Here is a 26177-nt window from a genome sequence, read left to right on the forward strand (position 1 = left end):
ACACTCTCATCGAGTGGCCTTGTAAGCGAAGAGCGGTTGTTTCTTGAGAACTCAACAGCGCGTGTTTGATTTTCTTTAAGCCATGTTTGTTTTGGCCCCGTCACACAGAACCATCCCGGTTCGTGTGCGGAGGTTCCTTTGATTAGCCGGGGTAACCCGGTTGGTCAGGATTACTTCTAGGTTTACCCGCCCGAACGGACCCTCCGGGGGACGCGGGTTGGGTTGAGTGACCTTTATGGAGAGTTTGATCCTGGCTCAGGACGAACGCTGGCGGCGTGCTTAACACATGCAAGTCGAGCGGTAAGGCCCTTCGGGGTACACGAGCGGCGAACGGGTGAGTAACACGTGAGCAACCTGCCCCTGACTCTGGGATAAGCGGTGGAAACGCCGTCTAATACCGGATACGACCCGCCACCTCATGGTGGAGGGTGGAAAGTTTTTCGGTCAGGGATGGGCTCGCGGCCTATCAGCTTGTTGGTGGGGTAACGGCCTACCAAGGCGATTACGGGTAGCCGGCCTGAGAGGGCGACCGGCCACACTGGGACTGAGACACGGCCCAGACTCCTGCGGGAGGCAGCAGTGGGGAATATTGCGCAATGGGCGAAAGCCTGACGCAGCGACGCCGCGTGGGGGATGACGGCCTTCGGGTTGTAAACCTCTTTTACCACCAACGCAGGCTCGAAGTTCTCTTCGGGTTGACGGTAGGTGGGGAATAAGGACCGGCTAACTACGTGCCAGCAGCCGCGGTAATACGTAGGGTCCGAGCGTTGTCCGGAATTATTGGGCGTAAAGAGCTCGTAGGCGGCGTGTCACGTCTGCTGTGAAAGACCGGGGCTTAACTCCGGTTCTGCAGTGGATACGGGCATGCTAGAGGTAGGTAGGGGAGACTGGAATTCCTGGTGTAGCGGTGAAATGCGCAGATATCAGGAGGAACACCGGTGGCGAAGGCGGGTCTCTGGGCCTTACCTGACGCTGAGGAGCGAAAGCATGGGGAGCGAACAGGATTAGATACCCTGGTAGTCCATGCCGTAAACGTTGGGCGCTAGGTGTGGGGACTTTCCACGGTTTCCGCGCCGTAGCTAACGCATTAAGCGCCCCGCCTGGGGAGTACGGCCGCAAGGCTAAAACTCAAAGGAATTGACGGGGGCCCGCACAAGCGGCGGAGCATGTTGCTTAATTCGACGCAACGCGAAGAACCTTACCAAGGTTTGACATCACCCGTGGACTCGCAGAGATGTGAGGTCATTTAGTTGGCGGGTGACAGGTGGTGCATGGCTGTCGTCAGCTCGTGTCGTGAGATGTTGGGTTAAGTCCCGCAACGAGCGCAACCCTTGTTCCATGTTGCCAGCACGTAATGGTGGGGACTCATGGGAGACTGCCGGGGTCAACTCGGAGGAAGGTGGGGATGACGTCAAGTCATCATGCCCCTTATGTCTTGGGCTGCAAACATGCTACAATGGCCGGTACAATGGGCGTGCGATACCGTAAGGTGGAGCGAATCCCTAAAAGCCGGTCTCAGTTCGGATTGGGGTCTGCAACTCGACCCCATGAAGGTGGAGTCGCTAGTAATCGCGGATCAGCAACGCCGCGGTGAATACGTTCCCGGGCCTTGTACACACCGCCCGTCACGTCATGAAAGTCGGCAACACCCGAAACTTGCGGCCTAACCCCTTGTGGGAGGGAGTGAGTGAAGGTGGGGCTGGCGATTGGGACGAAGTCGTAACAAGGTAGCCGTACCGGAAGGTGCGGCTGGATCACCTCCTTTCTAAGGAGTCTTTACAGGTCGGCATTACTTCTACAGCCGGCCGGACTCGAAAGTGGACCTGGTGCTGCGTGCAGTATCCAGGATGGCTCAAAGACAAATTGAACTTGACCTCGGGCGACTAGAAGCGTCCGGGGGCGCGCTGTTGGGTGTCTGAGGAAACAACCTCTGCTCCGGTTTGGAGTGGGTGTTGGTTCCCGCGGACCGCCTCTGAGAACTCTCAGTTGTCGTCAGGACGAGGATCCTGGTGGTGTGAGTGGTGTTGGGGTATGCGGTTGGTGTTTTGATTTGTGAATAGTGTGCGCGAGCATCTTATTATCTGTAGTGGCCAAGTGATAGTGGCACACGGTGGATGCCTTGGCACCAGGCGCCGATGAAGGACGTGGGAGGCCGCGATAGGCCACGGGGAGCTGTCAACCGAGCTGTGATCCGTGGGTGTCCGAATGGGGAAACCTAGCCCGAGTTGTGTCGGGTTGCCGCCATCTGAATGTATAGGGTGGTTGGTGGTGACGCGGGGAAGTGAAACATCTCAGTACCCGTAGGAAGAGTAAACAACAGTGATTCTCCTAGTAGTGGTGAGCGAACGGGGAAGAGGCTAAACCGTAGGCGTGTGATAGACGGCAGTCGTTGCGTTTGCGGGGTTGTGGGACATGTCTGTTCAGGTCTGCCGGCCTGGAGCGTTGATGTCGGTGGTAGTTGAAACCGTTGGGAAGCGGTACCGGAGTGGGTGAGAGTCCCGTAGATGAAGGTACCGGCTAGACGTTGATGTGTTCCCGAGTAGCGCGGAGCCCGTGAAAGTCCGTGTGAATCTGGCAGGACCACCTGCTAAGCCAAAATACGTCCTGGTGACCGATAGTGCACTAGTACCGTGAGGGAAAGGTGAAAAGTGCCCCGGTGAGGGGTCGTGAAATAGTACCTGAAACCGTGTGCTGTCAAGCCGTCAGAGCTGAACTTCGTGTTTGGTGATGGCGTGCCTTTTGAAGAATGAGCCTGCGAGTCATGGTGTGTGGCGAGGTTAACCCGGGTGGGGTAGCCGTAGGGAAACCGAGTCTGAATAGGGCGTTTGAGTCGCATGCTGTGGACCCGAAGCGGAGTGATCTACCCATGTCCAGGGTGAAGCGGGGGTAAGACCTCGTGGAGGCCCGAACCCACCAGGGTTGAAAACCTGGGGGATGAGGTGTGGGTAGGGGTGAAAGGCCAATCAAACTCCGTGATAGCTGGTTCTCCCCGAAATGCATTTAGGTGCAGCGTCGCGTGTTTCTTGCTGGAGGTAGAGCTACTGTTTGGCTGATGGGCCCGACAAGGTTACTGACGTCAGACAAACTCCGAATGCCGGTGAAGTGAAGCGCGGCAGTGAGACTGCGGGGGATAAGCTTCGTAGTCGAGAGGGAAACAGCCCAGATCATCAGCTAAGGCCCCTAAGCGTGTGCTAAGTGGGAAAGGTTGTGGAGTTGCTGAGACAACCAGGAGGTTGGCTTAGAAGCAGCCATCCTTTAAAGAGTGCGTAATAGCTCACTGGTCAAGTGGTTCTGCGCCGATAATGTAGCGGGGCTAAAGCACACCGCCGAAGCTGTGAAGCTCAAGACTAGATTCTTGGGTTGGTAGGGGAGCGTCGTGCGTCCGGTGAAGCTGCCGAGTGATCGTGTGGTGGAGGGCGTGCGAGTGAGAATGCAGGCATGAGTAGCGAAAGCAACGTGAGAAACGTTGCCGCCGATTGACTAAGGGTTCCTGGGGCAGGTTAATCCGCCCAGGGTGAGTCTGGACCTAAGGCGAGGCCGACAGGCGTAGTCGATGGATAACGGGTTGATATTCCCGTACCCGTGCACGAGCGTCCAGTACTGAATCAGGTGATGCTAACCACGCTGGTGGTCTTGGGTCCCTTCGGGGAGCTTTGACTTACTGGTCTGGGAACCGAGCTTGTAGTAGGTAAGTGATGGGGTGACGCAGGAGGGTAGCTCTACCCGGCGGTGGTTGTCCGGGGGTAAGCGTGTAGGCCGGTGTGTTGGCAAATCCGCACACCATGAAGGTTGAGACGTGATGCCGAGCCGTTTTTGGTGAAGTGAGTGATCCCATGCTGTCGAGAAAAGCCTCTAGCGAGTTCGTGTGTGGCCAGTACCCTAAACCGACGCAGGTGGTCAGGTAGAGAATACCGAGGCGTTCGGGTGAACCATGGTTAAGGAACTCGGCAAATTGTCCCCGTAACTTTGGGAGAAGGGGAGCCCTGTCTGGTGACGGATCTTGCATCCTGAGCTGGGTGGGGTCGCAGATAGCGGGGGGAAGCGACTGTTTATTAAAAACACAGGTCCGTGCGAAGTCGTAAGACGCTGTATACGGACTGACGCCTGCCCGGTGCTGGAACGTTAAGAGGACTGGTTAGTGGGGGTTCGCCCCTGCGAAGCTGGGAATCTAAGCGCCAGTAAACGGCGGTGGTAACTATAACCATCCTAAGGTAGCGAAATTCCTTGTCGGGTAAGTTCCGACCTGCACGAATGGCGTAACGACTTCCCCACTGTCTCAACCATGGGCCCGGTGAAATTGCACTACGAGTAAAGATGCTCGTTTCGCGCAGCAGGACGGAAAGACCCCGGGACCTTCACTATAGCTTGACATTGGTGTTTGGGATGGTTTGTGTAGGATAGGTGGGAGCCGGTGAAGCTGTCACGCTAGTGGCGGTGGAGGCGTTGGTGAAATACCACTCTGACTGTTTCGGGCATCTAACTTTGGACCGTGATCCGGTTCGGGGACAGTGTCTGGTGGGTAGTTTAACTGGGGCGGTTGCCTCCCAAAGAGTAACGGAGGCGCCCAAAGGTTCCCTCAGCCTGGTTGGTAATCAGGTGTTGAGTGTAAGTGCACAAGGGAGCTTGACTGTGAGACGGACGTGTCGAGCAGGAGCGAAAGCTGGGACTAGTGATCCGGCACCGGCGTGTGGAAGCGGTGTCGCTCAACGGCTAAAAGGTACCCCGGGGATAACAGGCTGATCTTCCCCAAGAGTCCATATCGACGGGATGGTTTGGCACCTCGATGTCGGCTCGTCGCATCCTGGGGCTGGAGTTGGTCCCAAGGGTTGGGCTGTTCGCCCATTAAAGCGGCACGCGAGCTGGGTTTAGAACGTCGTGAGACAGTTCGGTCCCTATCCGCTGTGCGCGTTGGAGACTTGAGAAGGGCTGTCCCTAGTACGAGAGGACCGGGACGGACGAACCTCTGGTGTGCCAGTTGTCCTGCCAAGGGCATGGCTGGTTGGCTACGTTCGGGAGGGATAACCGCTGAAAGCATCTAAGCGGGAAGCTTGCTTCGAGATGAGGTCTCCTGCCTCCTTTGAGAGGGTAAGGCTCCCTATAGACGATGGGGTTGATAGGCCGGGTGTGGAAGCCCTGTGAGGGGTGGAGCTGACCGGTACTAATAGGCCGAGGGCTTGTCCGCTGCAGATAATTGGATGTTCGCGCACACTTTTCACGGAGCTTGCTGCTCGCTGTGATTCCCTGTCCTTGTGGGGTGGGTGGAGTCGGGTGGGTGGTGTGTGGTTTCCGTGGTGGTTATTGCTGGAGGGTCACACCCGGTCTCTTTCCGAACCCGGTCGTTAAGTCTCTTTGCGCTGATGGTACTGCCCTGTGGTGGGGTGGGAGAGTAGGTCGCTGCCACGGTTTTTCTTGAAGGGGGAGGGGTTGCCTGTTGGGGCGACCCCTCCCCCTTTTCACGGGCTTACATGTGCACTTGTGAAATCAGTGGGCGCCTAGAACCCGTAGTTGTACATCGAGCCGCCCGGGTAGACGGTTCCGACACCGTTGCGGTAGGCGTAGCCGCCGTAGGCGGCGCCCTCTACGAAGGTCCAGCCGCCCAGGGTCCTGCCGTGCAGGGCGACGTACCACCCGGCGGCGTTGGGGTCGCTGTACCCCCGCAGCGAGAAGTGGATGTGCGCACCGGTCGTCGAACCGCCGGCGCAGAGGCTGTTGCCCTGGGTGCCCAGATAGTGGCCGACCCCGACGTTGTTGCCGGGCAGCCACTGATAGTTCTCCAGGTGGTAGTAGTCCGTGGAGTACCCGTTGTCGTGGATCACCCGCGTCCAGCCGGTGCACAGGCTGTAGGCGTAGCCGCCGCGGGCCGCGCGGGCCTGGCCGCTGCCGCCCGCGAAGTCCACCGAGCTGTAGGGACGGCCTCCGCTGTTGCCGTGCGGTCCTCCCGTCATGATCATCGAAGAGCCGATGGCGAACGGCAGGCCGACGCCGGTGTAGCTGCTGGTGGAGACCCCGGAGGGGTCCGTCGAGGCCGCGACGGTCTCCCGTTCCTCCTCCTCCAGCAGCGCGGAGTCGGCCAGGATGGACGAGAACTCCTCGGTTCCCTCCAACCCCACCGTCCACGCGGAGCCCTCGTAGTCGGCGGCGAACAGCCAGGCGTAGGGGCTCTCGTCGGCGTTCATGGGCGCGGTCACGATGGCGACGCCGAACGCCGAGCCTTCGGCGGCCTCGCGGACGTCGACCCGCACGTCGCGCTCCTGGCGGGAGAGCGCGCCGAGGGTCGAATTCCGTTCCCGCAGGACGTTCGCGACCACCGATTCGGCCAGGACGTCCTCTGCGGACGCGGCGGCAGACCCGCCCGGGAGGGCTTCGGCGGTGCCGCCGTCGACGGTGATCTCGACGTTGTCGGCGGAGGCGAGCGGGGTTCCCGCCGGGATCGGTTGGGCGTGGGCGGTGGGGGCGGTGACGGCCAGAACGGCCGAGGCCGTGACGGCCACGGCGGCGACGCCCAGGGGGCGGGTTCTGGACACCGGGGAACGGAGACCGGGGGTGGTAGGGGGTGGCAACTCTTCTCCTTGTGGGGGCGGAGTCATCGGGACCGTGCGCGCAGGGGTGTGAGCGCACAGTTACCGAAGAGTAATGACGAGTCCGTGCCCCGACAAGGGGTGTAAGGGCGGCGTTTCACGCGGTGCCACCCGCAGGTGCCGCTCACAGCTGAAGGCCCCGCTCCCGCACTCGGGAACGGGGCCGGTGGCCTCCCAGGTCAGCGGATGCCCGCGACCCTGCCCTCCAGGCCCAGGAGGAACTCCTTGCGCTCCAGGCCGCCCGCGTACCCGGTGAGCGAACCGTTCGCACCGATCACCCGGTGGCACGGCACGATGATGCTGATCGGGTTGCGACCGTTGGCCATGCCCACGGCCCGGGAGGCGGTCGGCCTCCCCAGCTCCTCCGCCAGCTGGCCGTAGCTCGCGGTCTCGCCGAACGGGATGGTCGTCAACGCCGCCCACACCTTCAACTGCCAGTCGGTCCCCACTGGGGCCAGCGGCAGGGAGAACTCGCGCAGTTCGCCCGCGAAGTACGCCTCCAACTGCTTCTCGGCGTCGGCGAACGGCTCGTGATCGGCCACCCAGTCCTGCGGGACCACCCGCGTCCGCCCGTCCTTGGCCGGGGTGAGCACGCCGGCCAGGGCCGCGCCGTCACCGAACAGGGTCAGGTCGCCCACCGGTGACGGCATCGTCGTGTACCGCGTCGGTCCGGGCAGGGGAGCGCGGAACTCCACCGTCGCCACCCTCGGGGGCGCCTTCGGCTCCACATCGAACGCCAGCATGCCCTGTTCCTCCTGCCCCGGTCCCCCGACCGCCTGTGCCTGCCGCGTGCTCATGCCGACTCCTTCCGTTCCCGACGTTGCCTCGAAACACCCCGCACGCCCTCCCGTGCGACCACCGCTGCCCGAACGGCCGTGCTCTTCCGCTCCCGGTCGGCCAACGACGCCCACAGCGCGTGGTTGGCGTAGGACCGCCACGGGCTCCACTCCCGGGCCTCGCGCGCGGCGGCCGCGGGGGTCGCCCGCCTGCCCCCCGCCTCCAGCGCCATCCGCACGCCCAGGTCGCCGTGCAGGAACACGTCCGGATCGCCCAGACCCCGCATGCGCACGTAACCGGCGGTCCACGGACCGATGCCGCGCAGCTCCACCAGGCGCCGTTCGACCTCGTCCCGGTCGCATCCGGGCCCCAGGTCGATCCACCCCGAGGCGATCGCCTCGCACAGCCCCGCCAGGGCGCGTCCCCGCGCGACCGGGATGGAGAAACCGGCCGGGTCGGCGGCGGCGAGCGCGTCAGGGGAGGGGAACACGTGGGTGAGTCCTCCGCCCGGCGCCTCCAGTCCCGGGGTGAGCGGTTCGCCGAACCGCTCCACCAGCCGTCCCGCCAGCGTGCGGGCCGCACGCACCGACACCTGTTGGCCGAGGACCGCCCGGACCGCCAGCTCGGCCGGGTCCACGTGCCCCGGCGACCGCAGTCCCGGGTGGGCGGCCACGATCGGTCCCAGGAGGGGGTCGCCGCCCAGGGCCTCGGCCACCGCACCCGGATCGGCGTCCAGGTCGAGCAGCCTGCGGCACCTGCGCACGGCGCTGGTCAGGTCGCGCGCCTCCGACAGCCGCAGACGGCACAGCACGTGCCCCCCGCCGGTCCCGGCCCCCTCGGACAGCTCCACCACGGCGGGACCGTGCGCCAGCATCAGCGTCCTGCGGTAGACCCCGTCCCGGTACTCCTCCACGCCCGGCACCGCGCGGTCTCCGAGGAACCTCAGCATCCGGGCCAGGTCGATCGGCTCCCGGTAGGGCAGCCGCAGCGTGACCGTCCCCGGCTCGGTGGCCGGAGGGCCGGCGCTCCCCGCACGCGACCCCGCGGCGGTCGACGCACGCCGACCGCCCATGGTCCGCATCTCGGTGGGGGAGCGGTCGAACACCGCGCGCATCGTCTCGTTGAACTGGCGCACGCTCGCGAACCCCGCGGCGAAGGCGACGTCCGCCATCGGCATGTCCGTGGTCTCCACCAGCACCCGCGCGGTCTGCGCGCGCTCGGTCCGGGCCAGGGCCAGCGGCCCCGCGCCCACCTCGGCCGACAGCAGCCGGTTGAGCTGGCGTTCGCTGTAGCCGACCGCCGAGGCCAGGGCGCTGACGCCGCCCCGGTCCACGGCGCCGTCCTGGATGAGGCGCATCGCGCGGCCGACCACGTCGGCCCTCAGGTTCCACTCCGGCGAGCCGGGGGTCAGATCGGGGCGGCACCGCTTGCAGGCGCGGAACCCCGACTCCTGGGCGGCCGCGGCGGTCGTGAAGAAGCGGACGTTGGCGCGTTTGGGGGTGACGGCCGGGCAGCTCGGACGGCAGTAGATACCCGTGGTGCGCACGGCTGTGTAGAAGACGCCGTCGAAGCGGGCGTCCCTGCTGTGTACGGCGCGGTAGCGCTGGTCGTCGTCCATCACGCCATCCATGTTCGCCGACGCGGCACACCGAAGCTGGCGGTTTTCGGACATCGACGCGCGTGCTCCCCGGCTCCGGTGCGGTGGGGCCCGCCGCCTCCGGGCCGGGCGGCTCCGCGGGCCCCACCGGCCCGGAGGGCCGTCGCCTACGAGGGGCTCAGGTGGCCCCGGCGTCCCTGTCCTCGGCCACGTCCTCGGCGGTCTCACCGTGGTCGAGGAGGTACTGCACGTACACCGGGCGCAACGCCTCCTGGACGTCCGGGTCGGTCTCGGCGGACAGCGCCTCGTACACGAAACCGGACAGCTGGGCGACGCTCGCCTCACTGGCCTCCTCGTTGCCCGCCGCCGCCTCGGCGGCCGGAATCAGCCTGAGGAGCCGCCAGAAGAAGCGCAGGTCCCACCGCTGCCGTGCCAGTTCGACGGCGCGGTCCCGCAGGTCCTCTGTGCTGGTCTGGTCGAATTCGGTGACATCGTCTCCCATGTTCGGACGATACCCGTCCCCGCGCCCGCCACCCGACAGTGACCTGCGTTACCCTTCATGCGAGTTCATCGTCTCGTCCCCGCGCACCCGGGGGCCTCCCACAAGGAGGGCCGGGCGGTCGGGGGAACACTCGTGAGGGGTTTGCCATGGCCGAGGGCGCAGCACGGATCGTCGTAGCCAAGCCGGGGCTGGACGGGCACGACCGCGGTGTCAAGATCGTGGCCCGCGTGCTGCGTGACGCCGGGGTCGAGGTCATCTACACGGGCCTGCGCCAGACGCCCGAGATGATCGTGGCGGCCGCGCTCCAGGAGGACGCCGACGCCATCGGCCTGTCCGTGCTCTCCGGCGCCCACATGACCATGTTCTCCCGGGTCCTGGAACTGCTCAAGGAGAACGGCGCGGAGGACATCCGGGTGTTCGGCGGCGGGATCATCCCCGACGCCGACATCGCCGAGCTCGAACGCCTGGGCGTCGCCAAGATCTTCACTCCGGGCGCTCCGACCTCGGAGATCGCCGACTGGGTGCGGGAGAACGTCCGCCCGGCGCACGCGGCCTGAACCCCTCACGCGCCAGCGGAGTTCCCTTCGACCCCGCCTTCGCCGGGTGATGTTGGTCGCACCCGTTCGGGGGGCCGTATCCGGGCGAAAGGCACCCCCGTGGTGTTATGTCGTGTCCCTGGTCACATATTTTCCCACGCGGGCGCTTCCGCGACGCCGCCTGAGCGGCTTTTGGGACGGGCCGGGGCCGGTCAACCCGGCCCCCGGTGTCTGGCGGCCGGATTTCAGGCGACTAAGCTTTGCGCATGTCGCGGGTGGCAACGCCGCGGCGATCTCGATCTTCTGTAAGCGGCGCAGCCCGCGGGGTTGTGCCTCGTGCGCCCCGTGTGACACGTGTCAGTGGGTCACAGCCGATCCGGACGAGGCCACCCCGGTAGACATCCTGAGCCAGCGAGTTACAAGGACGGACCCTCGTGGACCTGTTCGAATACCAGGCGAAGCAACTCTTCGCAGAGTACGGGGTTCCCGTACCCCAGGGGAAGGTGGCGAGCACGGCCGCTGAGGCGCGTGCCATCGCTGATGAGTTCGCCGCCGCCGGCAAGCCCCGCGTCGTCGTCAAGGCGCAGGTCAAGACCGGTGGTCGCGGCAAGGCCGGCGGCGTCAAGGTCGCCGACGGCCCCGAGGACGCCCAGGCCAAGGCCGAGCAGATCCTCGGGATGGACATCAAGGGCCACACGGTCCACCGTGTCCTGGTCGAGGAGGCCTCCGACATCGCGGAGGAGTACTACTTCTCCTTCCTGCTGGACCGCGCGAACCGCACCTTCCTGTCCATCTGCTCCGCCGAGGGCGGCATGGACATCGAGGAGGTCGCCGAGACCAACCCCGACGCCGTCGCCAAGTTCCCGGTCGACGCCCTGACCGGCGCTCCCGCCAGCATCGCGGCGGAGATCGTCAAGGCGGGCAAGCTGCCCGAGGCCGCCGTCGAGGGCGCGACCGAGGTCATCACCAAGCTGTGGGACGCCTTCGTCGGCAAGGACGCCACCCTCGTCGAGGTGAACCCGCTCATCCTGACCAAGGACGGCCGGGTCGTCGCCCTGGACGGCAAGGTCACCCTGGACGAGAACGCCGAGTTCCGCCAGGACCTGGAGAGCCTCACCTTCGCCGAGGAGGGCGACCCCCTGGAGGTCGCCGCCAAGGCCAAGGGCCTCAACTACGTCAAGCTCGACGGCGAGGTCGGCATCATCGGCAACGGCGCGGGCCTGGTCATGTCCACCCTGGACGTGGTCGCCTACGCCGGCGAGGCCCACGGCGGCGTCAAGCCCGCCAACTTCCTGGACATCGGCGGCGGCGCCTCGGCCGAGGTCATGGCCAACGGCCTGGACATCATCCTGGGCGACCCCTCGGTCAAGAGCGTCTTCGTCAACGTCTTCGGTGGCATCACCGCCTGCGACGCGGTGGCCAACGGCATCGTCCAGGCCCTGGAGCTGCTCGAGAGCCGCGGCGACGACGTCAGCAAGCCGCTGGTCGTGCGCCTGGACGGCAACAACGCCGAGCTGGGCCGCGAGATCCTCACCAAGCGGGCCCACCCGGCCGTGCGACAGGTCGACACGATGGACGGCGCCGCCGCTCAGGCCGCCGAGCTCGCGGCGAAGTAGGGGAAACAAACACCATGGCTATCTTCCTCAACAAGGACAGCAAGGTACTCGTCCAGGGCATGACGGGCTCTGAGGGCACCAAGCACACCCGGCGTATGCTCGCCTCGGGCACCACCATCGTGGGCGGGGTCAACCCCCGCAAGGCCGGTCAGAAGGTCGACTTCGACGGCACCGAGGTGCCCGTCTTCGGGTCGGTGGCCGAGGGCATGGCCGCCACCGGCGCCGACGTCACCGTCATCTTCGTGCCGCCCAAGTTCTCGCGTGAGGCGGTCTTCGAGGCCATCGACGCCGGGATCGGGCTGGCCGTGGTCATCACCGAGGGCATCCCGGTGCACGACACGGCCGCGTTCTGGGCCCACGCCCAGGCCAAGGGCAACAAGACCCGCATCATCGGCCCCAACTGCCCCGGGCTGATCACGCCGGGCCAGTCCAACGCGGGCATCATTCCGGCCGACATCACCAAGCCGGGCCGGATCGGGCTGGTGTCCAAGTCCGGGACGCTGACGTACCAGATGATGTACGAGCTGCGTGACATCGGTTTCTCCTCGGCGGTGGGCATCGGCGGGGACCCGATCATCGGGACCACGCACATCGACGCGCTGGCGGCGTTCGAGGCCGACGCGGACACCGACGTGATCGTGATGATCGGTGAGATCGGCGGGGACGCCGAGGAGCGTGCGGCGGAGTTCATCCGCGACAACGTGACCAAGCCGGTGGTGGGTTACGTGGCGGGCTTCACCGCTCCGGAGGGCAAGACGATGGGCCACGCGGGCGCGATCGTCTCGGGTTCCTCGGGCACGGCCGCTGCGAAGAAGGAAGCGCTGGAGGCCGTCGGCGTCAAGGTCGGCAAGACTCCGAGCGAGACCGCTCAGCTGGTGCGCGCGCTGTTCTGACGCGTTCCGGTACCTACAACGGCTCCGCCCCGCCGCTCAGCGGTGAGGCGGAGCCGTTGTCGTGTGCGCCCCGAGCCCGCCGCCCGGACGTCAGGTGGGGCGGCGGAAGTGCCCGGCCACGCCCACGACGACGTGGGGGACGATCATCACGGCGAGGAAGATCCCCCAGCCGACGAGGGCCTCGCGGCTTCCGTCCAGGACGGCGGGCAGCCCCCAGAACAGGAAGACGAAGCCCACCCAGGGCAGCACGCCCCACCAGGGCGCGGAGCGGCCCCCGCTGTCAGCGCAGGCCGGTGCGGTCCCCCCGTCCCCCCGGCGCGGCTCCGGAACCGGCGCGCCCCCGCGCCCCGCACCGGGGGCGCGCGTGTCCGTCGCGGGCAGGTCGTCGAAGAGGGGGACCAGGTCGGAGGAGGTGACGGCGCGCACCGCCAGGGAGGCGCGCTCCTGGTGCTCGTCGATGTCCAGGCGCCCCTCCTCGAAGGCGGTGCGCAGCCTGGTCAGGGCGTGGTCGCGTTCGGCGTCGGAGAGGCGGTAGGGACGCGGGTGTTCGGAGCCTGCCATGCGGGACCGATCCGTTCGGGCTGGGGGAGCCTTGTTCCCAGGGTAGGACGGCCGGACCGCGGATCCGGTTCCGTCCTCGCGGGCACGACACGCGCGGCCGGGATACCACGGAGCATTCCGGTCCCTGGCAGCATAAGTCGGGTGAGTACGTCAGGATCTCCCCCCGACCGCGGCCGCCCCTCCCAGCGCACGCGGTCCAGCGGCGCGGCGGAGCCCGACGCGGCCGGCGCGCCCCGGCCCGTCTACGCGACCGGCGGGGTCGCCGCGGCCACCGCCGCGGCGCTGGGGCTGGCCGTGATCGTCACCCTCACCATCATCGGTTGGGTGGCCGCGCCGCACGACACCTTCGGCGAGGACATCATCGACATCCTCCAGGGTGCGGTGCTGGCCTGGCTTGTGGGCCACCACGTGTCGTTCTCGGTGCCCGACGGCCAGATCGCCCTGCTGCCGTTGGGTCTGGTGTTGTTGCCGGGGCTGCTGCTGTACCGGTCGGGACGGTGGCTGGCGCGTTCCTGCGACATCCCACGTCTGCGGTACGTGTACCGGGCGGCGCTGGCGATCGCCGGGCCGTACGCGGCGATCGCGGGCACCCTGGCCCTGCTGGCGCGGACCGAGGCGGTCGAGCCGAGTATGCCGCGCGCGCTGGTGATGGGGTTCGTGACCGCGTTCCTGGCCGGAGGGCTGGGTGTGCTGCGCCAGTTGATGCGCGACAAGGAGGTGCCCGCCCGGGACCTGCTGCGGCTGATGCCGGCCCGGTCGCGCTCCCTGCTGGTGGGGATGCTCGCCTCCACGGGGACGCTGCTGCTGGGCGGGCTGCTGCTTTTCCTGGTGGCGCTGGCGATGAGCCTGCCCGAGGTCGTCGAGACGACCCGGGTGCTCGGCCCCGGCCTGGTGGGGGGCGCGCTGCTGATCGTGGTCCAGTTGGCGTACCTGCCCAACGCGGTGGTGTTCGCGGTCTGCTACGCGCTGGGCCCGGGGTTCGCGGTGGGCGCGGGGACCGTCGTCGCGCCGACGGGGGTGTCGGTGGGCGCCCTGCCGATGCTGCCGATGCTGGCCGCGCTGCCGTCGAACGGGGCTGCGCCGGTGGCCTCGCTGTTGGCGTTGGCGGTGCCGTTCGTGGCGGGGGCGGTGGGCGGTGCGCTGACCCAGCGCAGCGCCCCGGACGTGGTCAGCGAGGCCGCTCCGCTGTGGGGGTTCGTGTGCGGTGTGACCACGGGGCTGCTGTGCGCGGCGTTGGCCGCGACGGCCGGTGGGCCGCTCGGCGGCGAGAGGCTGAGCGAGGTCGGGCCGTCGGCGTGGCAGGTGGGCCTGGTGGCCGCCCTGGAGGTGGGCGTGGCCGCCGCCGTCGTGGCGTGGGTGGCGAACTGGTGGTACACGCGGGGGGAGCGTCCGGTGCGCAGGGCCTCGCGGTGGGCGGCCTGGCGGGGGCGGCGCCCCGCGGAGCAGGACACGGCGTCCTCCGCGGGGGAGGAGGCGCATGCCGCGAAGGGCACGGCTCGCCCCGCCAAGGACGATGTGCGGCCCGCCAAGGATGTGGAGCGCCCGGCCAAGGAGGCGGCACGCTCCGCCGAGGAGGGGCCACGGGCGCGTCCGGAGGTGGAGCTGCCCCCGGACGTGCCGGTCGGTGAGGGCCTGGCCACGGTCACGCCGCTGCGCCGCCGCGAGGAGGAGGCGCGGCCGGACCCCGAGGAAGACGCCTCGCTGGGGGCCACCGAGGACGAGGAACCGGACGAGGACCGTCCGGACCGGGCCGCCGAGCGCGCGGAGCGCAAACGCGCGCGCCGTGAGCTGCGCGGTCAGCGGCGCGAGGAGCGCAGGGCCAGGAGGGCCGAGGGCGGGCGCTGGTGGCGTCGCCGATCCGCCGAGGACGAGGAGTCCGAGGAGATGTACGGGATCACCTACGAGGCCGAGCCGGACGAGGTCGACACCCCGCAGCGTTGAGGCGGTGGGCGCGGGGCCGGGCGTCCGCCTCCGCTCGAAAAGGGAGTGCCCCTGTCGTGACCGGTCCCTAGGCTCGGTGCCAGCGGACGCCGAGCCGCGGAAAGGAGCGTTCCGATGGTCAGTGTCGGACCGGATTTCACCGACTGGGACTCCCTGCGCTACGCGAACGGGAAGGCGGACATCCCCGCCATCCTCGCCGACCTGGGGTCGGGGGAACCCGGACGGGCCTTCGAGGCCCTGGAGCTGCTGTGCGGCATCCTGTCCGAGTTCGGCCCTCTGTACCCCGAGACACCGGACATGGTCACCGCACTGGTGGCGGAGGCCGTCGATCCGGACTCCCCTCTGCGGCGGCGCGACCTGCTCCACGCGTTGCTGTTGGCGGTCTCCGCCGAGGACGAACCCGCGCTGATGGAGCGGGTGCACCTGGCACTGGGCTCCGCCGTGCCGGGGCTGCTGGTCCTTCTCGCCGACCCCGACGCGGGCGTGCGCGAGTTCACCACGCTCGCTCTGGCCTGGGCACGTCCTGAGGATTCCGCGCCCGCGGTGGCGGCGCTGCGCGAGCGGTTCGGCTCCGACGGTTCCGCCGTCGAGCGCGAGTACGCGGCGGTGTCACTGGCCGCGTTGGCCTGTGCGGACCGGGAGTGGATCTCCGAGGCCCTCGCGCCGGGGAACCCGGACACGGTCCGGGTGGCGGCCGCGTGGGCGCTGGCCCGCTCTCCGTGGCCGTGGACGCCGCGGGCCACCCGCGCGATCGCCGAGGGCGCGCAGAACGGGGAACCGTTCTTCTTCCCCGGCAGCCGCCGCCTCGGAGGCCTCCTCGACCAGGTCGCCCGCGACCTGGTTCCCACCGACGCCGGTACCGGACCCGACCCCGGGCTGGGGCTGCTGCGAGATCTGCTCGCCACCGCGCGCCCGCGCGCGGCGGTGTCCTTCGCGTACGCCGTGAGCTATGCGCGCCCCGCCGTTCGCTCCGAAGCCGTGCGCATGGTGGCCGGGGCTCTGCCCGACTCCTCCGAGGCGCACGGGTTCGTCAAGCTGTGGGGGGACGCCGACGCGTCGCCCCCGGCCTCCTGAGGGACCGCACCACGGCCCGTCCCGCTCCGGTCTGGCCGCGCGGCGGCTGTCCGCGCCGGGGGAGGGGCTGGCCACGGCAGCCGCCGAAGCCCCGGCCCGGCTCCGGCCGCCGGTCGCGTGGCCGCCGGGCCTCCTCCCCGACCTCCCCGAACACGGCCGTGGGCCGCCCCGGTCTTTCGGGGCGGCCCACGGCCGTGTTCGGGGGCCCGCTCCGTGCCCGGGGCCTGCCCGGACGCGCGGGCGCAGCCCCCGGCGCCGTGAACCCGTCAGCGGCGGGTCCTAGGCGTTCTCCTTGGGCGCGGGCTTGCGCCTGGCGGGTTCGAAGATGGAGTTGACCAGATCGGTGCACCACTTGAGCAGCTCCAGGTCCCGCAGGGGCCTGCCGCCCAGGCCGCCGGACTTGGGCACCGGCACCAGCAGGGTCCGGGTCGTCTCCTTGTGGATCGTCTTGGGGTACAGGCGCCGCAGCCGCAGCTCCTGCGACTCGCGCAGTTCCACCGGGGCGAAGCGGATCTGGTTGCCCTGCATCACCACGTCCGACAGGCCCGCGGACTTGGCCAGCACCCGGAACCGGGCCACCGCCATGAGGTTGTCCACCTGCTCGGGCGGGGTGCCGTAGCGGTCGGTGAGCTCCTCGTAGGCGGCGAGGATGTCCTCCTCGCTGGTGACGCTGGCGATGCGCTTGTAGGACTGCAACCGCAGCCGCTCGCCCGGCACGTAGTCGTGCGGGATGTAGGCGTTGATGGGCAGTTCGACCTTGGTCTCGACCTCCTCGGCCGCGTCCGGGTCGCCCTTGAGCTCGGCCACGGCCTCGCCGACCATGCGCACGTACAGGTCGAAGCCCACGCCCGCGATGGTCCCGGACTGCTCCGCGCCCAGGATGTTGCCCGCGCCCCGGATCTCCAGGTCCTTCATGGCCACGTACATGCCCGCGCCGGTCTCGGTGTGCTGTGCCACGGTGGCCAGCCGCTCGTAGGCGGTCTCGGTCAGCGGCCTCTCCGGCGGGTAGAGGAAGTAGGCGTAGGCGCGCTCGCGCCCGCGGCCCACCCGGCCGCGCAGCTGGTGCAGCTGAGACAGGCCGTAGGTGTCGGCGCGGTCGATGATCAGGGTGTTGGCGTTGGGCACGTCCAGGCCGGACTCGACGATGGTGGTGGAGACCAGCACGTCGAAGTTCTTCTCCCAGAAGTCGACCATCACCTTCTCGAGCTGCTGCTCGTTCATCTGGCCGTGCGCGTACGCCACCCGGGCCTCGGGCACCAGGCGCTGGATGCTCGCCGCCACCTTGTCGATGGACGCCACCCGGTTGTGCACGAAGAACACCTGTCCCTCGCGCATCAGCTCGCGGCGGATCGCCGCGGTGATCTGCTTGTCCTCGTAGGGTCCCACGAAGGTGAGCACCGGGTGGCGCTCCTCGGGCGGGGTGAGGATCGTGGTCATCTCGCGGATGCCGGTCAGGCCCATCTCCAGGGTGCGCGGGATGGGGGTGGCCGACATCGCCAGCACGTCCACCTGGGTGCGCAGCCGCTTGAGCGCCTCCTTGTGCTCCACGCCGAAGCGCTGCTCCTCGTCGATGATGACCAGGCCCAGGTCCTTGAAGCGGGTCTCCGAGGACAGCAGCCGGTGCGTGCCGATGACCACGTCCACCTCGCCGGAGCGCAGCCCCTCGCGGGTGGCCTCCACCTCGCCGTCGGTCTGGAACCGCGACATCGGCTTGACGGTGACCGGGAAGGAGGCGTAGCGCTCGGTGAACGTGGACAGGTGCTGTTGCACGAGCAGTGTGGTGGGCACCAGCAGGGCGACCTGCTTGCCGTCCTGCACGGCCTTGAAGGCGGCGCGCACCGCCACCTCGGTCTTGCCGTAGCCGACGTCGCCGCAGATCAGCCGGTCCATCGGGACCGACCTGGACATGTCCTTCTTGACCTCGTCGATGGCGGCGAGCTGGTCGGGCGTCTCCACGTAGGGGAAGGCGTCCTCCAGCTCGCGCTGCCACGGGGTGTCGGGGCCGAAGGCGTGTCCGGGGGAGGCCTGCCGCGCCGAGTACAGCCGGATGAGGTCGCCCGCGATCTCGCGGACCACCTTGCGGGCGCGGCTCTTGGCCTTGCTCCACTCGGCGCCGCCCATCTTGGACAGGGTGGGCGCCTCGCCGCCCACGTACCGGGTGACCTCGCCCAGCTGCTCGGTGGGCACGAACAGGCGGTCGCCCGGTTGTCCGCGCTTGGAGGGCGCGTACTCGATGAGCAGGTACTCGCGGGTGGCGCCCTGCACCTGGCGGCTGACCATCTCCAGGTAGCGGCCCACACCGTGCTGCTCGTGCACGACGTAGTCGCCGGGCTTGAGCTGGAGGGGGTCGACGGTGCCGCGCCGCCTGCTGGGCATGCGCCGCATGTCCCGGGTGGAGGACTTCTGTCCGGCCAGGTCGGTCTCGGTGAGCACCACCGTGTGCACCGACCGCAGCAGGAACCCGTGGTCGACCAGGCCGGTGGTGACGGTGGCGACCGCCGGTTTGGGCGGCTCGGTCAGGTCCGCGGCCAGGGAGGCGCCCAGCCCGGCGTCGCGCAGCATCGCCACCAGGCGCTCGGCGGGGCCGTGCCCCTGGGTGACCAGCACGACGCTCCAGTTGTCGTGCAGCCATCCCTTGATGTCGGCCAGCGCGCGCTCGGTGTCGCCGCGGTAGGACTCGGAGGGCACCGCGCCGACGACGACGGCGTCGTCCTCCTCGGCCGCGCCGCCCTTCTCGTCCGCGGCGAACGGGGTCAGCCCCCACCAGGGCAGGCCCAGCTCGGCGGCGGTGGAGCGCAGCTCGGAGATGGACATGTAGGCGGACTCGCCCAGGTCGATGGGCGCCTCGCCGCCGGAGGCGGCGTTGATCCACGACGCGTCCAGGAACTCGGCGCTGGTGGCCTCCAGCTCCACCGCGCGGGTGCGGATGCGCTCGGGGTCGCAGCCCACCACCATCGCGCCCTCGGGCAGGTGGGCCAGGAACGGCTCCATGCGCTCGGCGAGCACGGGCGCGAAGGCCTCCATGCCCTCCACGGCGACGCCGTCGGCGATCTTGTGCAGGATCTCGGCCAGGGAGGGGTGCTCCTCGGCCAGCGCCCGCGCGCGCTCGCGCACGGCGTCGGTGAGCAGCAGCTCGCGGCACGGCGGCGCGAACAGCCCGGAGGAGGCGCTGGTGCGCGGGCCCTCGCCGCCGGAGGGCTCGATGGAGCGCTGGTCGGCGACCTGGAAGTAGCGGACGTCCTCGACGGTGTCGCCCCAGAACTCCAGCCGCAGCGGGTGCTCCTCGGTGGGCGGGAACACGTCCAGGATGCCGCCGCGCACCGCCATGTCGCCGCGCTTCTCGACCAGGTCCACCCGGGCGTAGCCGGTGTTGGCCAGGGCCTGGACGACCTCCTCCAGGGGTGCCTCGTCGCCGGGGCGGATGCGCACCGGCTCCAGGTCGCCCAGCCCGGACACCAGCGGCTGCAGGACGCTGCGCACCGGGGCCACGACCACGCGCAGCGGGGTGGTCAGCGGGTCGGAGGGGTCGGGGTGGGCGAGGCGGCGCAGGACGGCCAGCCGCTGGCCGACGGTGTCCGAACGCGGGGAGAGCCGCTCGTGCGGCAACGTCTCCCACGCGGGGAAGAGGGCCACCGAGTCCTCGGGCAGCAGGCAGCCCAGGGCGTCGGCCAGGTCGGAGGCCTCGCGCTCGGTGGCGGTCACGGCGAGCACGGGCCGCTGGGCGCCCACGGGGGCGTCGGCGGCCAGCGCCCCCACCATGAAGGGGCGCAGCGCCGCCGGGGCGACGAGGTCGAGGTGGGGATCGCGGCCGCCTCGGGCGGCCTCGATCGCGCTGTGCAGTGCCGGGTCCCTGGAGACGTCGGCGAGAAGTCCAATGAGGCTCATAGCACCAGAAAGTGGAAGTGGTCCGGATCAGGCGGTGGTGGTCGCGGCCTGCACGGGAAGAAGGCGGCTGCGTGAGTGGACGCCCGGCACCTCTCAGACTATCGAGTCCGGCGGTCCGGCGCGGGCGGGGTGTGGACAACCGGCGACACGGGGCTGCCCCGTGCCGCCCGCGTCCCCGGCCTGGTGGCGCGGGCGGCGGCGCACCGGGTAGAACCGTCTCCGAGCTGCTTCTATTCCGTCCGACGCGGTGCGAGGGCGGGTCGCCCCGCGCCCGCGGCATACGCTGGACGCGTTTGCCGGACCGCCCGAGGAGAGGAAGCGCGTGGTGAGTGCCAACAGGCGTGGGAGTGCGCCGCAGGGGGGTGTCGGGAGTCCGGACGCCCCGGTCTTCGCGCCAGGTCCGGACGGGCTCGCCCACCTGGAGCTGATCCTCAACGGCGCCTACCCGCTGCCCGGTTTCATGACGAGGGACGAGGCGGCGTCGGTGGAGCGGGACGGCCGTCTGCCCGACGGGCGCCCCTGGCCGGTTCCGGTCACGCTGGAGGTGCCCGAGGAGCTGTCCGGAGCCGACCACCTGACCCTCTCCGACCCGGAGGGCGCCCCGCTGGCCGGGCTCGACGTCACCGAGCACCGGCGCGACGCCGGGGGCCGCCACCTCCTGGCCGGTTCGGTGACCCTGCTGCGCCCGCCCACCTACGGCGTGCTGCGCGAGCTGCGGCCCTCTCCCGCGGAGGTGCGGGCACAGCGGGAGCTGGAGCCCTCCGAGCGGCCCCTGCTGGCCGTGGTCACCGACCGGCCGCTGCACCACCGCGCCCTGCACCAGATCCGGGCCGAGGCCGACGCGCTGGGCCTGGTCCACGGCGAGGGCGGGCGCGCCGACGTGTTGGTGATCGTCGACACCGGCCTGGAGGACGAGGGCATGGCCACGGCGGTGCTGGCCGCCGGGCCGCTACTGCCCGCGCGCACCTCCTTCGTGGTGTGCACGCTGCCCAGGAGCGCCGACCGCGCACGGGGCCCGTTCGGCGGGCCGTGGGGGCCGCGCCAGGTGGGTCTGGCCGCGCACGTGGCCGCGTCCTACGGCGCCACCCACATGCTGGCGGTGACCGGTGGGGACGGCCCCGACGTCGAGCGGGTGATGGCCCTGCGCCCGCCCCTGACCGTGCTGGACCCCGAACCGTGGCGCTACCACTCCTCCGACGGGCTGTGGCTGCCCATGACCCGGACCGACCCGGCGTCCGCGCGGGTCGAGCTGACCGACGAGCAGGTGGAGGCCGAGCTGGCGCACGGGCGCGAGCTGCCCTCGTGGTTCACCCCGGCCCGGGTGGGCGCGGAGCTGGCGCGGCTGCGCCCGGCCCGCACCGCCAGGGGCCTGACCGTGCTGTTCACGGGCCTGTCCGGCTCGGGAAAGTCCACGATCGCCCGGGGGGTGTGCGACGGCATCCGCAGGTCGGGGCGCCCGGTGACCCTGCTGGACGGCGACGTGGTGCGGCGGATGCTCTCCAGCGGGCTGACCTTCTCCCGCGAGCACCGGGAGCTCAACATCCGCCGGATCGGCTACGTGGCCTCGGAGATCACCCGACACGGCGGGGTCACGGTGTGCGCGCCGATCGCCCCCTATGCCAAGGGGCGGGCTGAGGTGCGCGCGATGGTGGAGGAGTTCGGCGACTTCTTCCTGGTGCACGTGGCGACCCCGCTGGAGGTGTGCGAGGCCCGCGACCGCAAGGGCCTGTACGCCAAGGCGCGGGCGGGGGAGATCCCCGAGTTCACCGGGATCTCCGACCCCTACGAGGAACCGGACGACGCCGACCTGGTGGTGGACACCGAGGGCGTGGACCCGGCCGAGTCCGTGGCCGGGGTGCTGTCGGCCCTGCGCGCGGGCGGCTGGCTGCCCGAGCACGACGGCTGAACCGCGGCGCGAACAGTGGAGGACGAGAGTTGAACGACCCCCGAGACCCCCGAGACCCCCGGGACGTGCGGGACGCACAGGGCGGGAGGAACGGCGGCCCGCCGGTCGGGCACCGGGTGCTGCGCCTGGTCGAGGTGATGGACACCCTACGCCGGGAGTGCCCGTGGGACCGCGACCAGACCCACGGGTCGCTGGCCAAGTACCTGATCCAGGAGGCCTACGAGACCCTGGAGACCATCGAGGAGGGCGACTTCGCGCTGCTGCGCGAGGAGCTGGGCGACGTGCTGCTCCAGGTGGTCTTCCACGCGGCGGTCGCCGCCGAGCGGCCCGAGGGGGACCCGGCGCGGTTCACGGTGGACGACGTCGCCGACGCCATCATCGACAAGATGACCCGACGCCACCCGCACGTGTTCGGCGGGGTCGAGGTGTCGGGCGCAGACGAGGTGGGGTCCAACTGGGAGGCCATCAAGGCGGCCGAGCGGGCGGAGAAGGCCCGGGCGGCGGGCGGCGACGGGCGCAACTCGGTCCTGGACGGGGTGCCGTTCGCCCAGCCCGCGGTGCTGCTGGCCGACGAGTTGCAGAGGCGTGCGGTGCGCAACGGCTTCCCCGCCGACCTGGTCGGCGACGACGGGGCCGAGGGCGGGGAACTGTTCGCGGCTGTGGCGGCCGAGCGCGGTCGGGGCCGCGACGCCGAGAGCGACCTGAGGGCGGCGGCCCGCCGGTTCGACGCCCGTGTGCGCGCGGCCGAGGACGCCGCCCGCGCCGACGGCAGGGAGCCCCGCGAGCTGTCCGCGGGGGAGTGGCGGGCCTACTGGGACAAGGCGGGCGAGGTCTGACGGGTCGGCCGCGGGTGCGGCCGGTGTGCCGCCGGCGTCCCGGTCCGCGTTGGCCGCGTCCCCGTCGCCGGTGCCGGCGCCCGAACCACGCCGGAGGATACGAGGTCGCGCCGGAGGGGGCGGGCTGATCCGCTGGACGCCGGTCCGGTTCAGGCCCCGGCGGGTGCGGGGGCGTCCAGTTCCAGGGCCTCCGACGCCCGTGACAGCCGGCTGTCGAAGCCGCCGAGGGAGGACAGCAGCGGGGCCAGCCGGAGCAGGAGGCCGCGTGCCAGCAGCGCCGGCCGGGTGCGCGGGAGCAGGAACGCCTGGCCCCGGTCGGCGATGTCCTGGTTGGCCGCCGCGAACGGCCTCATCCGGGCCTCGTAGGCGGCCAGCGCCGCGCGGTGGCCGTCGTGGCGGGCGAGTTCCTGCGCCAGGACGTAGGCGCCGACCATGGCCAGGCTGCTGCCCTGCCCCGACATGGGGGAGGGGCAGTAGCCGGCGTCGCCGAGCAGGGTCACGCGCCCGGCAGACCAGCGGTCCATGCGGATCTGGGCGACGGAGTCGAAGTAGAAGTCCGGGGCCCGCTCCATCTCCTCCAGGATGCGGTCGGCCTCCCAGCCGTGCCCGGCGAAGGCGCGGCGCAGGAACTCCCTCTGCTCCCCGGGCGGCCTGCGGTCGACGCCGCTCTCCTCTCGCGCGGACAGCGCCAGCATGGCCTTGGCCCCCTGCGCGCGGGGCGTGTGGTACATGGCCACGAGCCGCCCCGGGGTGTTGAACAGCACGGCCTCGCGGTCCAGCCCCGGGTGGTTGGGCACCGTGAAGATGCTGATGTAGCTGCCCAGGAACCGGCGGTGGGGGGCCTCCGGGCCGAACGCGAGCCGCCGGGTCGTGGAGTGCAGGCCGTCCGCCCCCACGACGAGGTCGAACACGCGCGGTCCGGACCGCTCGAAGGCCACGCGGACCCCGTCCCGCCGCTGTTCGATCGCGGTGAGGGAGTCCCCGTACAGGTACTCGGTGTAGGCGGTGGTCGGCGCGTGGACCAGGCGGACCAGGTCGCCGCGCAGCAGTTCGGCGGAGCGGCCGTCGGCGGTGACCGCGCTCGCCTGGAAGCCGCCCGTGCGCCTTGCGCGGGCGTCCACGGTCGTGGCCCTGGACATCTCGGTGGCCGAGGCCCGGATGCCGTCGAGCACCCCCATGCGCTCGGCGACGTCCAGGGCGGTGCCGCGCACGTCGACGGCGTAGCCGCCCGTGCGGGGCGCGGGGGCGCGTTCGACGACGGTGGCCTCGATGCCGTGGTGGTGGAGCCAGTGGGCGAGGGTCGGCCCGGCGATGCCCGCGCCGGAGATCAGGACGTTGCGTACGGCGGTCATCTGTTTGTTGGGCGTGGATATCCCGTCCTTCAGGGCGGGAAGGACACGCCCTCTCCTTCCTGTCGCTTTCTGTTGGATTCTGCTCACGCGATCGCAGGGCGGTCGCTACGGTGTGTGCCATGACCAGGAAGAGCGTGAAGCGGGCGTTTCGGTACCGCTTCTACCCGAGTGATGCGCAGGCGGCTGAGCTGTCGCGCACGTTCGGGTGCGTGCGCCTGGTCTACAACCGCGCTCTGGCCGAACGCAGCACCGCTTGGCACCAGCGCCGGGAGCGGGTGGGTTACTCCCACACCTCGGCGATGCTCACCGCCTGGAAGAAGACGCAGGAGCTGTCCTTCCTCACCGAGGTCTCTTCCGTCCCGCTCCAGCAGACGCTGCGCCACCTGCACACCGCGTTCGGCAACTTCTTCGACCGGCGTGCGCGGTATCCGCGGTTCAAGTCGAAGAAGACGTCGCGGGCCTCGGCGGAGTACACCCGGCCGGGGTTTCGCTACCGCGACGGGCGGTTGACCCTGGCCAAGATGGCCGAACCCCTGGCCATCGTGTGGTCGCGCCCCCTGCCCGAAGGGGCCCGGCCGTCCACGGTGACGGTCTCGCGTGACGCGGCCGGGTGCTGGTTCGTCTCGCTGCTGTGCGAGGACACCATCGAGTCGGTCCCGGCCACTCGCGACGCGGTCGGTGTCGATGTCGGAATCACCTCGGTGGTGACCTTGTCGACCGGGGAGAAGGTGGCCAACCCCCGCCACGAGCAACGCGACCGGAAGAAGTTGGCCCGGGCGCAGCGGGCGCTGGCCCGTAAGGCCAGGGGCAGCGCCAACCGGGACAAGGCGCGTCGCAGGGTGGCGCGGGTGTGCGCCCGTATCACCGACCGGCGCCGGGATTTTCTGCACAAGCTCACCTCTCGACTCGTCCGCGAGAACCAAGTGGTCGTGATCGAGGACCTGGCCGTGGCCAACCTGGTCAAGAACCGCAGACTCGCCCGGGTGATCTCGGACGTGTCCTGGCGTGAGCTGCGCACGATGCTGGAGTACAAGTGCGCCTGGTACGGACGCGATCTGGTCGTGGTGGACCGGTTCTTCCCCTCCTCCAAGGCGTGCTCGATACCCAGGTGTGGGTACCTCAATGTGTCGTTGCCGCTGCACGTACGGACGTGGACATGCCCCCGGTGCGGAGCGACCCACGACCGCGATGTGAACGCGGCGAACAATCTCGAAGCCGCCGGGCTGGCGGTGTTGGCCTGCGGAGCTGGTGTGAGACCTCAACGGGACTCCTCCCGGACGGGGCGACCGGCGACGAAACAGGAAGGCCACGGGGCGACCCGTGACGAGGCGTTGGCCTCGAACCACCGGTAGGTGGTTCCGGATTCTCCTGCCTTCAGACAGGAGAGGAAGTCAAGGCGTTCTCGCTCCTTCGTGTGCCGTTGCGCCCACGCTAGAACGCTACTTACCGTGCGTCAAGTAACTTACCGATCGACAGGTAAACTACCGGCCGGAAGGTCGCCGCTAGACTCGACTGACCGGTGGCGAGGGAACGGAAGTGACACGGGTGCCCAGAGCGCAGAACGACACCAAGGCGCAGATCCGGGCGGTGGCCCTGGAGCTGTTCGCCCGCAAGGGCTTCGAGAAGACCAGCCTTCGCGAGATCGCCGAGCGCCTGGACATCACCAAGGCCGCGCTGTACTACCACTTCCCCTCCAAGAACGACCTGCTCACGTCACTGGTCACTCCCCTGGGCGAGGACATGGAGGCGCTCTTCGTCAGGTACGGCGGCCACGGCGGGGCCGACGACCCGCGCGGGCTGCTGGGCGACTACTTCGACGTCTGCGTGCGCCACAGCGCCCTGCTGCTCGCCGTCCTCAACGACCTGGGCGCGCTGGCCGACGTCGGATTGGTCGACTCCGTCATCTCCTGGCGCCGACGCCTGGACACCCTGCTCGTGGGACCCGAGGGCGGCGTGCCCGCCCGGATGGGCGCCGTGATCGCACTCGGCGGCATCCAGGACCTCTCCGTCATGTTCTCCCCCGAGGAGGCCGCCGACCACCGCGAACGCGCCATCGACATCGCCGTGGCCGCCCTGGAGGCGGGCATGTCCGATATGGACTAGACCAATTCCGCCGGGTGCGC

At 69.4% G+C, this 26177-nt stretch carries 16 protein-coding genes and 3 rRNA genes; 12 read left to right on the forward strand and 7 right to left on the reverse strand.

Annotation, left to right across the window (positions count from 1 at the left end):
- Nucleotides 1-232 precede the first annotated feature (232 nt).
- The 3 genes from ACSTA4_RS04100 to rrf all read left to right on the forward strand — a co-directional run bounded on the left by ACSTA4_RS04100 (nt 233) and on the right by rrf (nt 5403).
- Nucleotides 233-1765, forward strand: a 16S ribosomal RNA gene (locus tag ACSTA4_RS04100).
- A 322-nt stretch (nt 1766-2087) separates the two neighbouring features.
- Nucleotides 2088-5183 (forward strand): 23S ribosomal RNA (locus ACSTA4_RS04105).
- Nucleotides 5184-5287: 104 nt separating this feature from the next.
- Nucleotides 5288-5403, forward strand: a 5S ribosomal RNA gene (gene rrf, locus ACSTA4_RS04110).
- Together the 16S, 23S and 5S rRNA genes form the textbook arrangement of a ribosomal RNA operon.
- Nucleotides 5404-5492: 89 nt before the next feature.
- Here rrf and ACSTA4_RS04115 read toward each other — a convergent pair.
- From ACSTA4_RS04115 to ACSTA4_RS04130, 4 genes are all read right to left on the reverse strand, one after another.
- A complete protein-coding gene (locus tag ACSTA4_RS04115) occupies nt 5493-6560 on the reverse strand; it encodes a M23 family metallopeptidase (RefSeq protein WP_444962466.1) in 1068 nt (355 codons plus the stop codon).
- Nucleotides 6561-6757: 197 nt separating this feature from the next.
- Entirely contained in the window at nt 6758-7321 is a 564-nt protein-coding gene (locus tag ACSTA4_RS04120) for a methylated-DNA--[protein]-cysteine S-methyltransferase (protein ID WP_444964092.1), read from the reverse strand.
- A 50-nt stretch (nt 7322-7371) separates the two neighbouring features.
- Complete coding sequence (locus tag ACSTA4_RS04125) at nt 7372-8973, reverse strand: AlkA N-terminal domain-containing protein (RefSeq protein ID WP_444962467.1); 1602 nt, start codon at nt 8971-8973, stop codon at nt 7372-7374.
- Nucleotides 8974-9130: 157 nt separating this feature from the next.
- Entirely contained in the window at nt 9131-9454 is a 324-nt protein-coding gene (locus tag ACSTA4_RS04130; RefSeq protein WP_444962468.1) for a hypothetical protein, read from the reverse strand.
- 146 nt (nt 9455-9600) lie between these two features.
- On the opposite strand from ACSTA4_RS04130, the gene ACSTA4_RS04135 reads away from it, so the two are divergent.
- The 3 genes from ACSTA4_RS04135 to sucD all read left to right on the forward strand — a co-directional run bounded on the left by ACSTA4_RS04135 (nt 9601) and on the right by sucD (nt 12499).
- Entirely contained in the window at nt 9601-10011 is a 411-nt protein-coding gene (locus tag ACSTA4_RS04135) for a cobalamin B12-binding domain-containing protein (protein WP_017568668.1), read from the forward strand.
- A gap of 413 nt (nt 10012-10424) precedes the next feature.
- Nucleotides 10425-11606, forward strand: a complete 1182-nt coding sequence (gene sucC / locus ACSTA4_RS04140; protein WP_444962469.1) for an ADP-forming succinate--CoA ligase subunit beta — start codon at nt 10425-10427, stop codon at nt 11604-11606.
- Nucleotides 11607-11620: 14 nt separating this feature from the next.
- Entirely contained in the window at nt 11621-12499 is an 879-nt protein-coding gene (sucD, locus tag ACSTA4_RS04145) for a succinate--CoA ligase subunit alpha (RefSeq protein WP_416025467.1), read from the forward strand.
- 90 nt (nt 12500-12589) lie between these two features.
- Here sucD and ACSTA4_RS04150 read toward each other — a convergent pair whose 3' ends face one another.
- Nucleotides 12590-13060 (reverse strand): DUF1707 SHOCT-like domain-containing protein, encoded by a 471-nt coding sequence (locus tag ACSTA4_RS04150; RefSeq protein WP_444962470.1) that lies wholly within the window; start codon nt 13058-13060, stop codon nt 12590-12592.
- 141 nt (nt 13061-13201) lie between these two features.
- Between ACSTA4_RS04150 and ACSTA4_RS04155 the strand changes: the two genes are divergently transcribed.
- Together ACSTA4_RS04155 and ACSTA4_RS04160 are read left to right on the forward strand one after the other, a co-directional pair.
- On the forward strand, nt 13202-15001 hold the full coding sequence (locus tag ACSTA4_RS04155; RefSeq protein ID WP_444962471.1) for a cell division protein PerM: 1800 nt from the start codon (nt 13202-13204) through the stop codon (nt 14999-15001).
- A gap of 114 nt (nt 15002-15115) precedes the next feature.
- Nucleotides 15116-16075: a hypothetical protein gene (locus ACSTA4_RS04160; protein ID WP_444962472.1), complete on the forward strand. Its 960-nt coding sequence runs from the start codon at nt 15116-15118 to the stop codon at nt 16073-16075.
- 279 nt (nt 16076-16354) lie between these two features.
- On the opposite strand, the gene mfd is transcribed toward ACSTA4_RS04160, so the two are convergent.
- Entirely contained in the window at nt 16355-19960 is a 3606-nt protein-coding gene (mfd, locus tag ACSTA4_RS04165) for a transcription-repair coupling factor (RefSeq protein ID WP_444962473.1), read from the reverse strand.
- Nucleotides 19961-20282: 322 nt separating this feature from the next.
- Here mfd and cysC point away from each other — a divergent pair, with 322 nt between their 5' ends.
- Both cysC and ACSTA4_RS04175 read left to right on the forward strand, forming a co-directional pair.
- The gene (gene cysC, locus ACSTA4_RS04170) at nt 20283-21866 is read left to right on the forward strand and encodes an adenylyl-sulfate kinase (RefSeq protein ID WP_444962474.1); all 1584 of its coding nucleotides are present in this window, start codon (nt 20283-20285) and stop codon (nt 21864-21866) included.
- A 137-nt stretch (nt 21867-22003) separates the two neighbouring features.
- Nucleotides 22004-22702 carry a MazG family protein gene (locus ACSTA4_RS04175; protein ID WP_444964093.1) on the forward strand — a complete coding sequence of 233 codons (699 nt, stop codon included), beginning with the start codon at nt 22004-22006 and terminating at the stop codon, nt 22700-22702.
- A 149-nt stretch (nt 22703-22851) separates the two neighbouring features.
- Here the strand turns inward: ACSTA4_RS04175 and ACSTA4_RS04180 are convergent, their stop codons facing one another.
- Nucleotides 22852-24054: an FAD-dependent monooxygenase gene (locus ACSTA4_RS04180; protein ID WP_444962475.1), complete on the reverse strand. Its 1203-nt coding sequence runs from the start codon at nt 24052-24054 to the stop codon at nt 22852-22854.
- Between the two features lie 119 nt (nt 24055-24173).
- Here ACSTA4_RS04180 and ACSTA4_RS04185 point away from each other — a divergent pair, with 119 nt between their 5' ends.
- Complete coding sequence (locus tag ACSTA4_RS04185) at nt 24174-25406, forward strand: RNA-guided endonuclease InsQ/TnpB family protein (RefSeq protein ID WP_444962476.1); 1233 nt, start codon at nt 24174-24176, stop codon at nt 25404-25406.
- Nucleotides 25407-25599: 193 nt separating this feature from the next.
- Entirely contained in the window at nt 25600-26157 is a 558-nt protein-coding gene (locus tag ACSTA4_RS04190; RefSeq protein WP_444962477.1) for a TetR/AcrR family transcriptional regulator, read from the forward strand.
- The last annotated feature ends 20 nt before the right edge of the window (nt 26158-26177 follow it).

It is taken from the genome of Nocardiopsis sp. M1B1 (assembly GCF_052466615.1).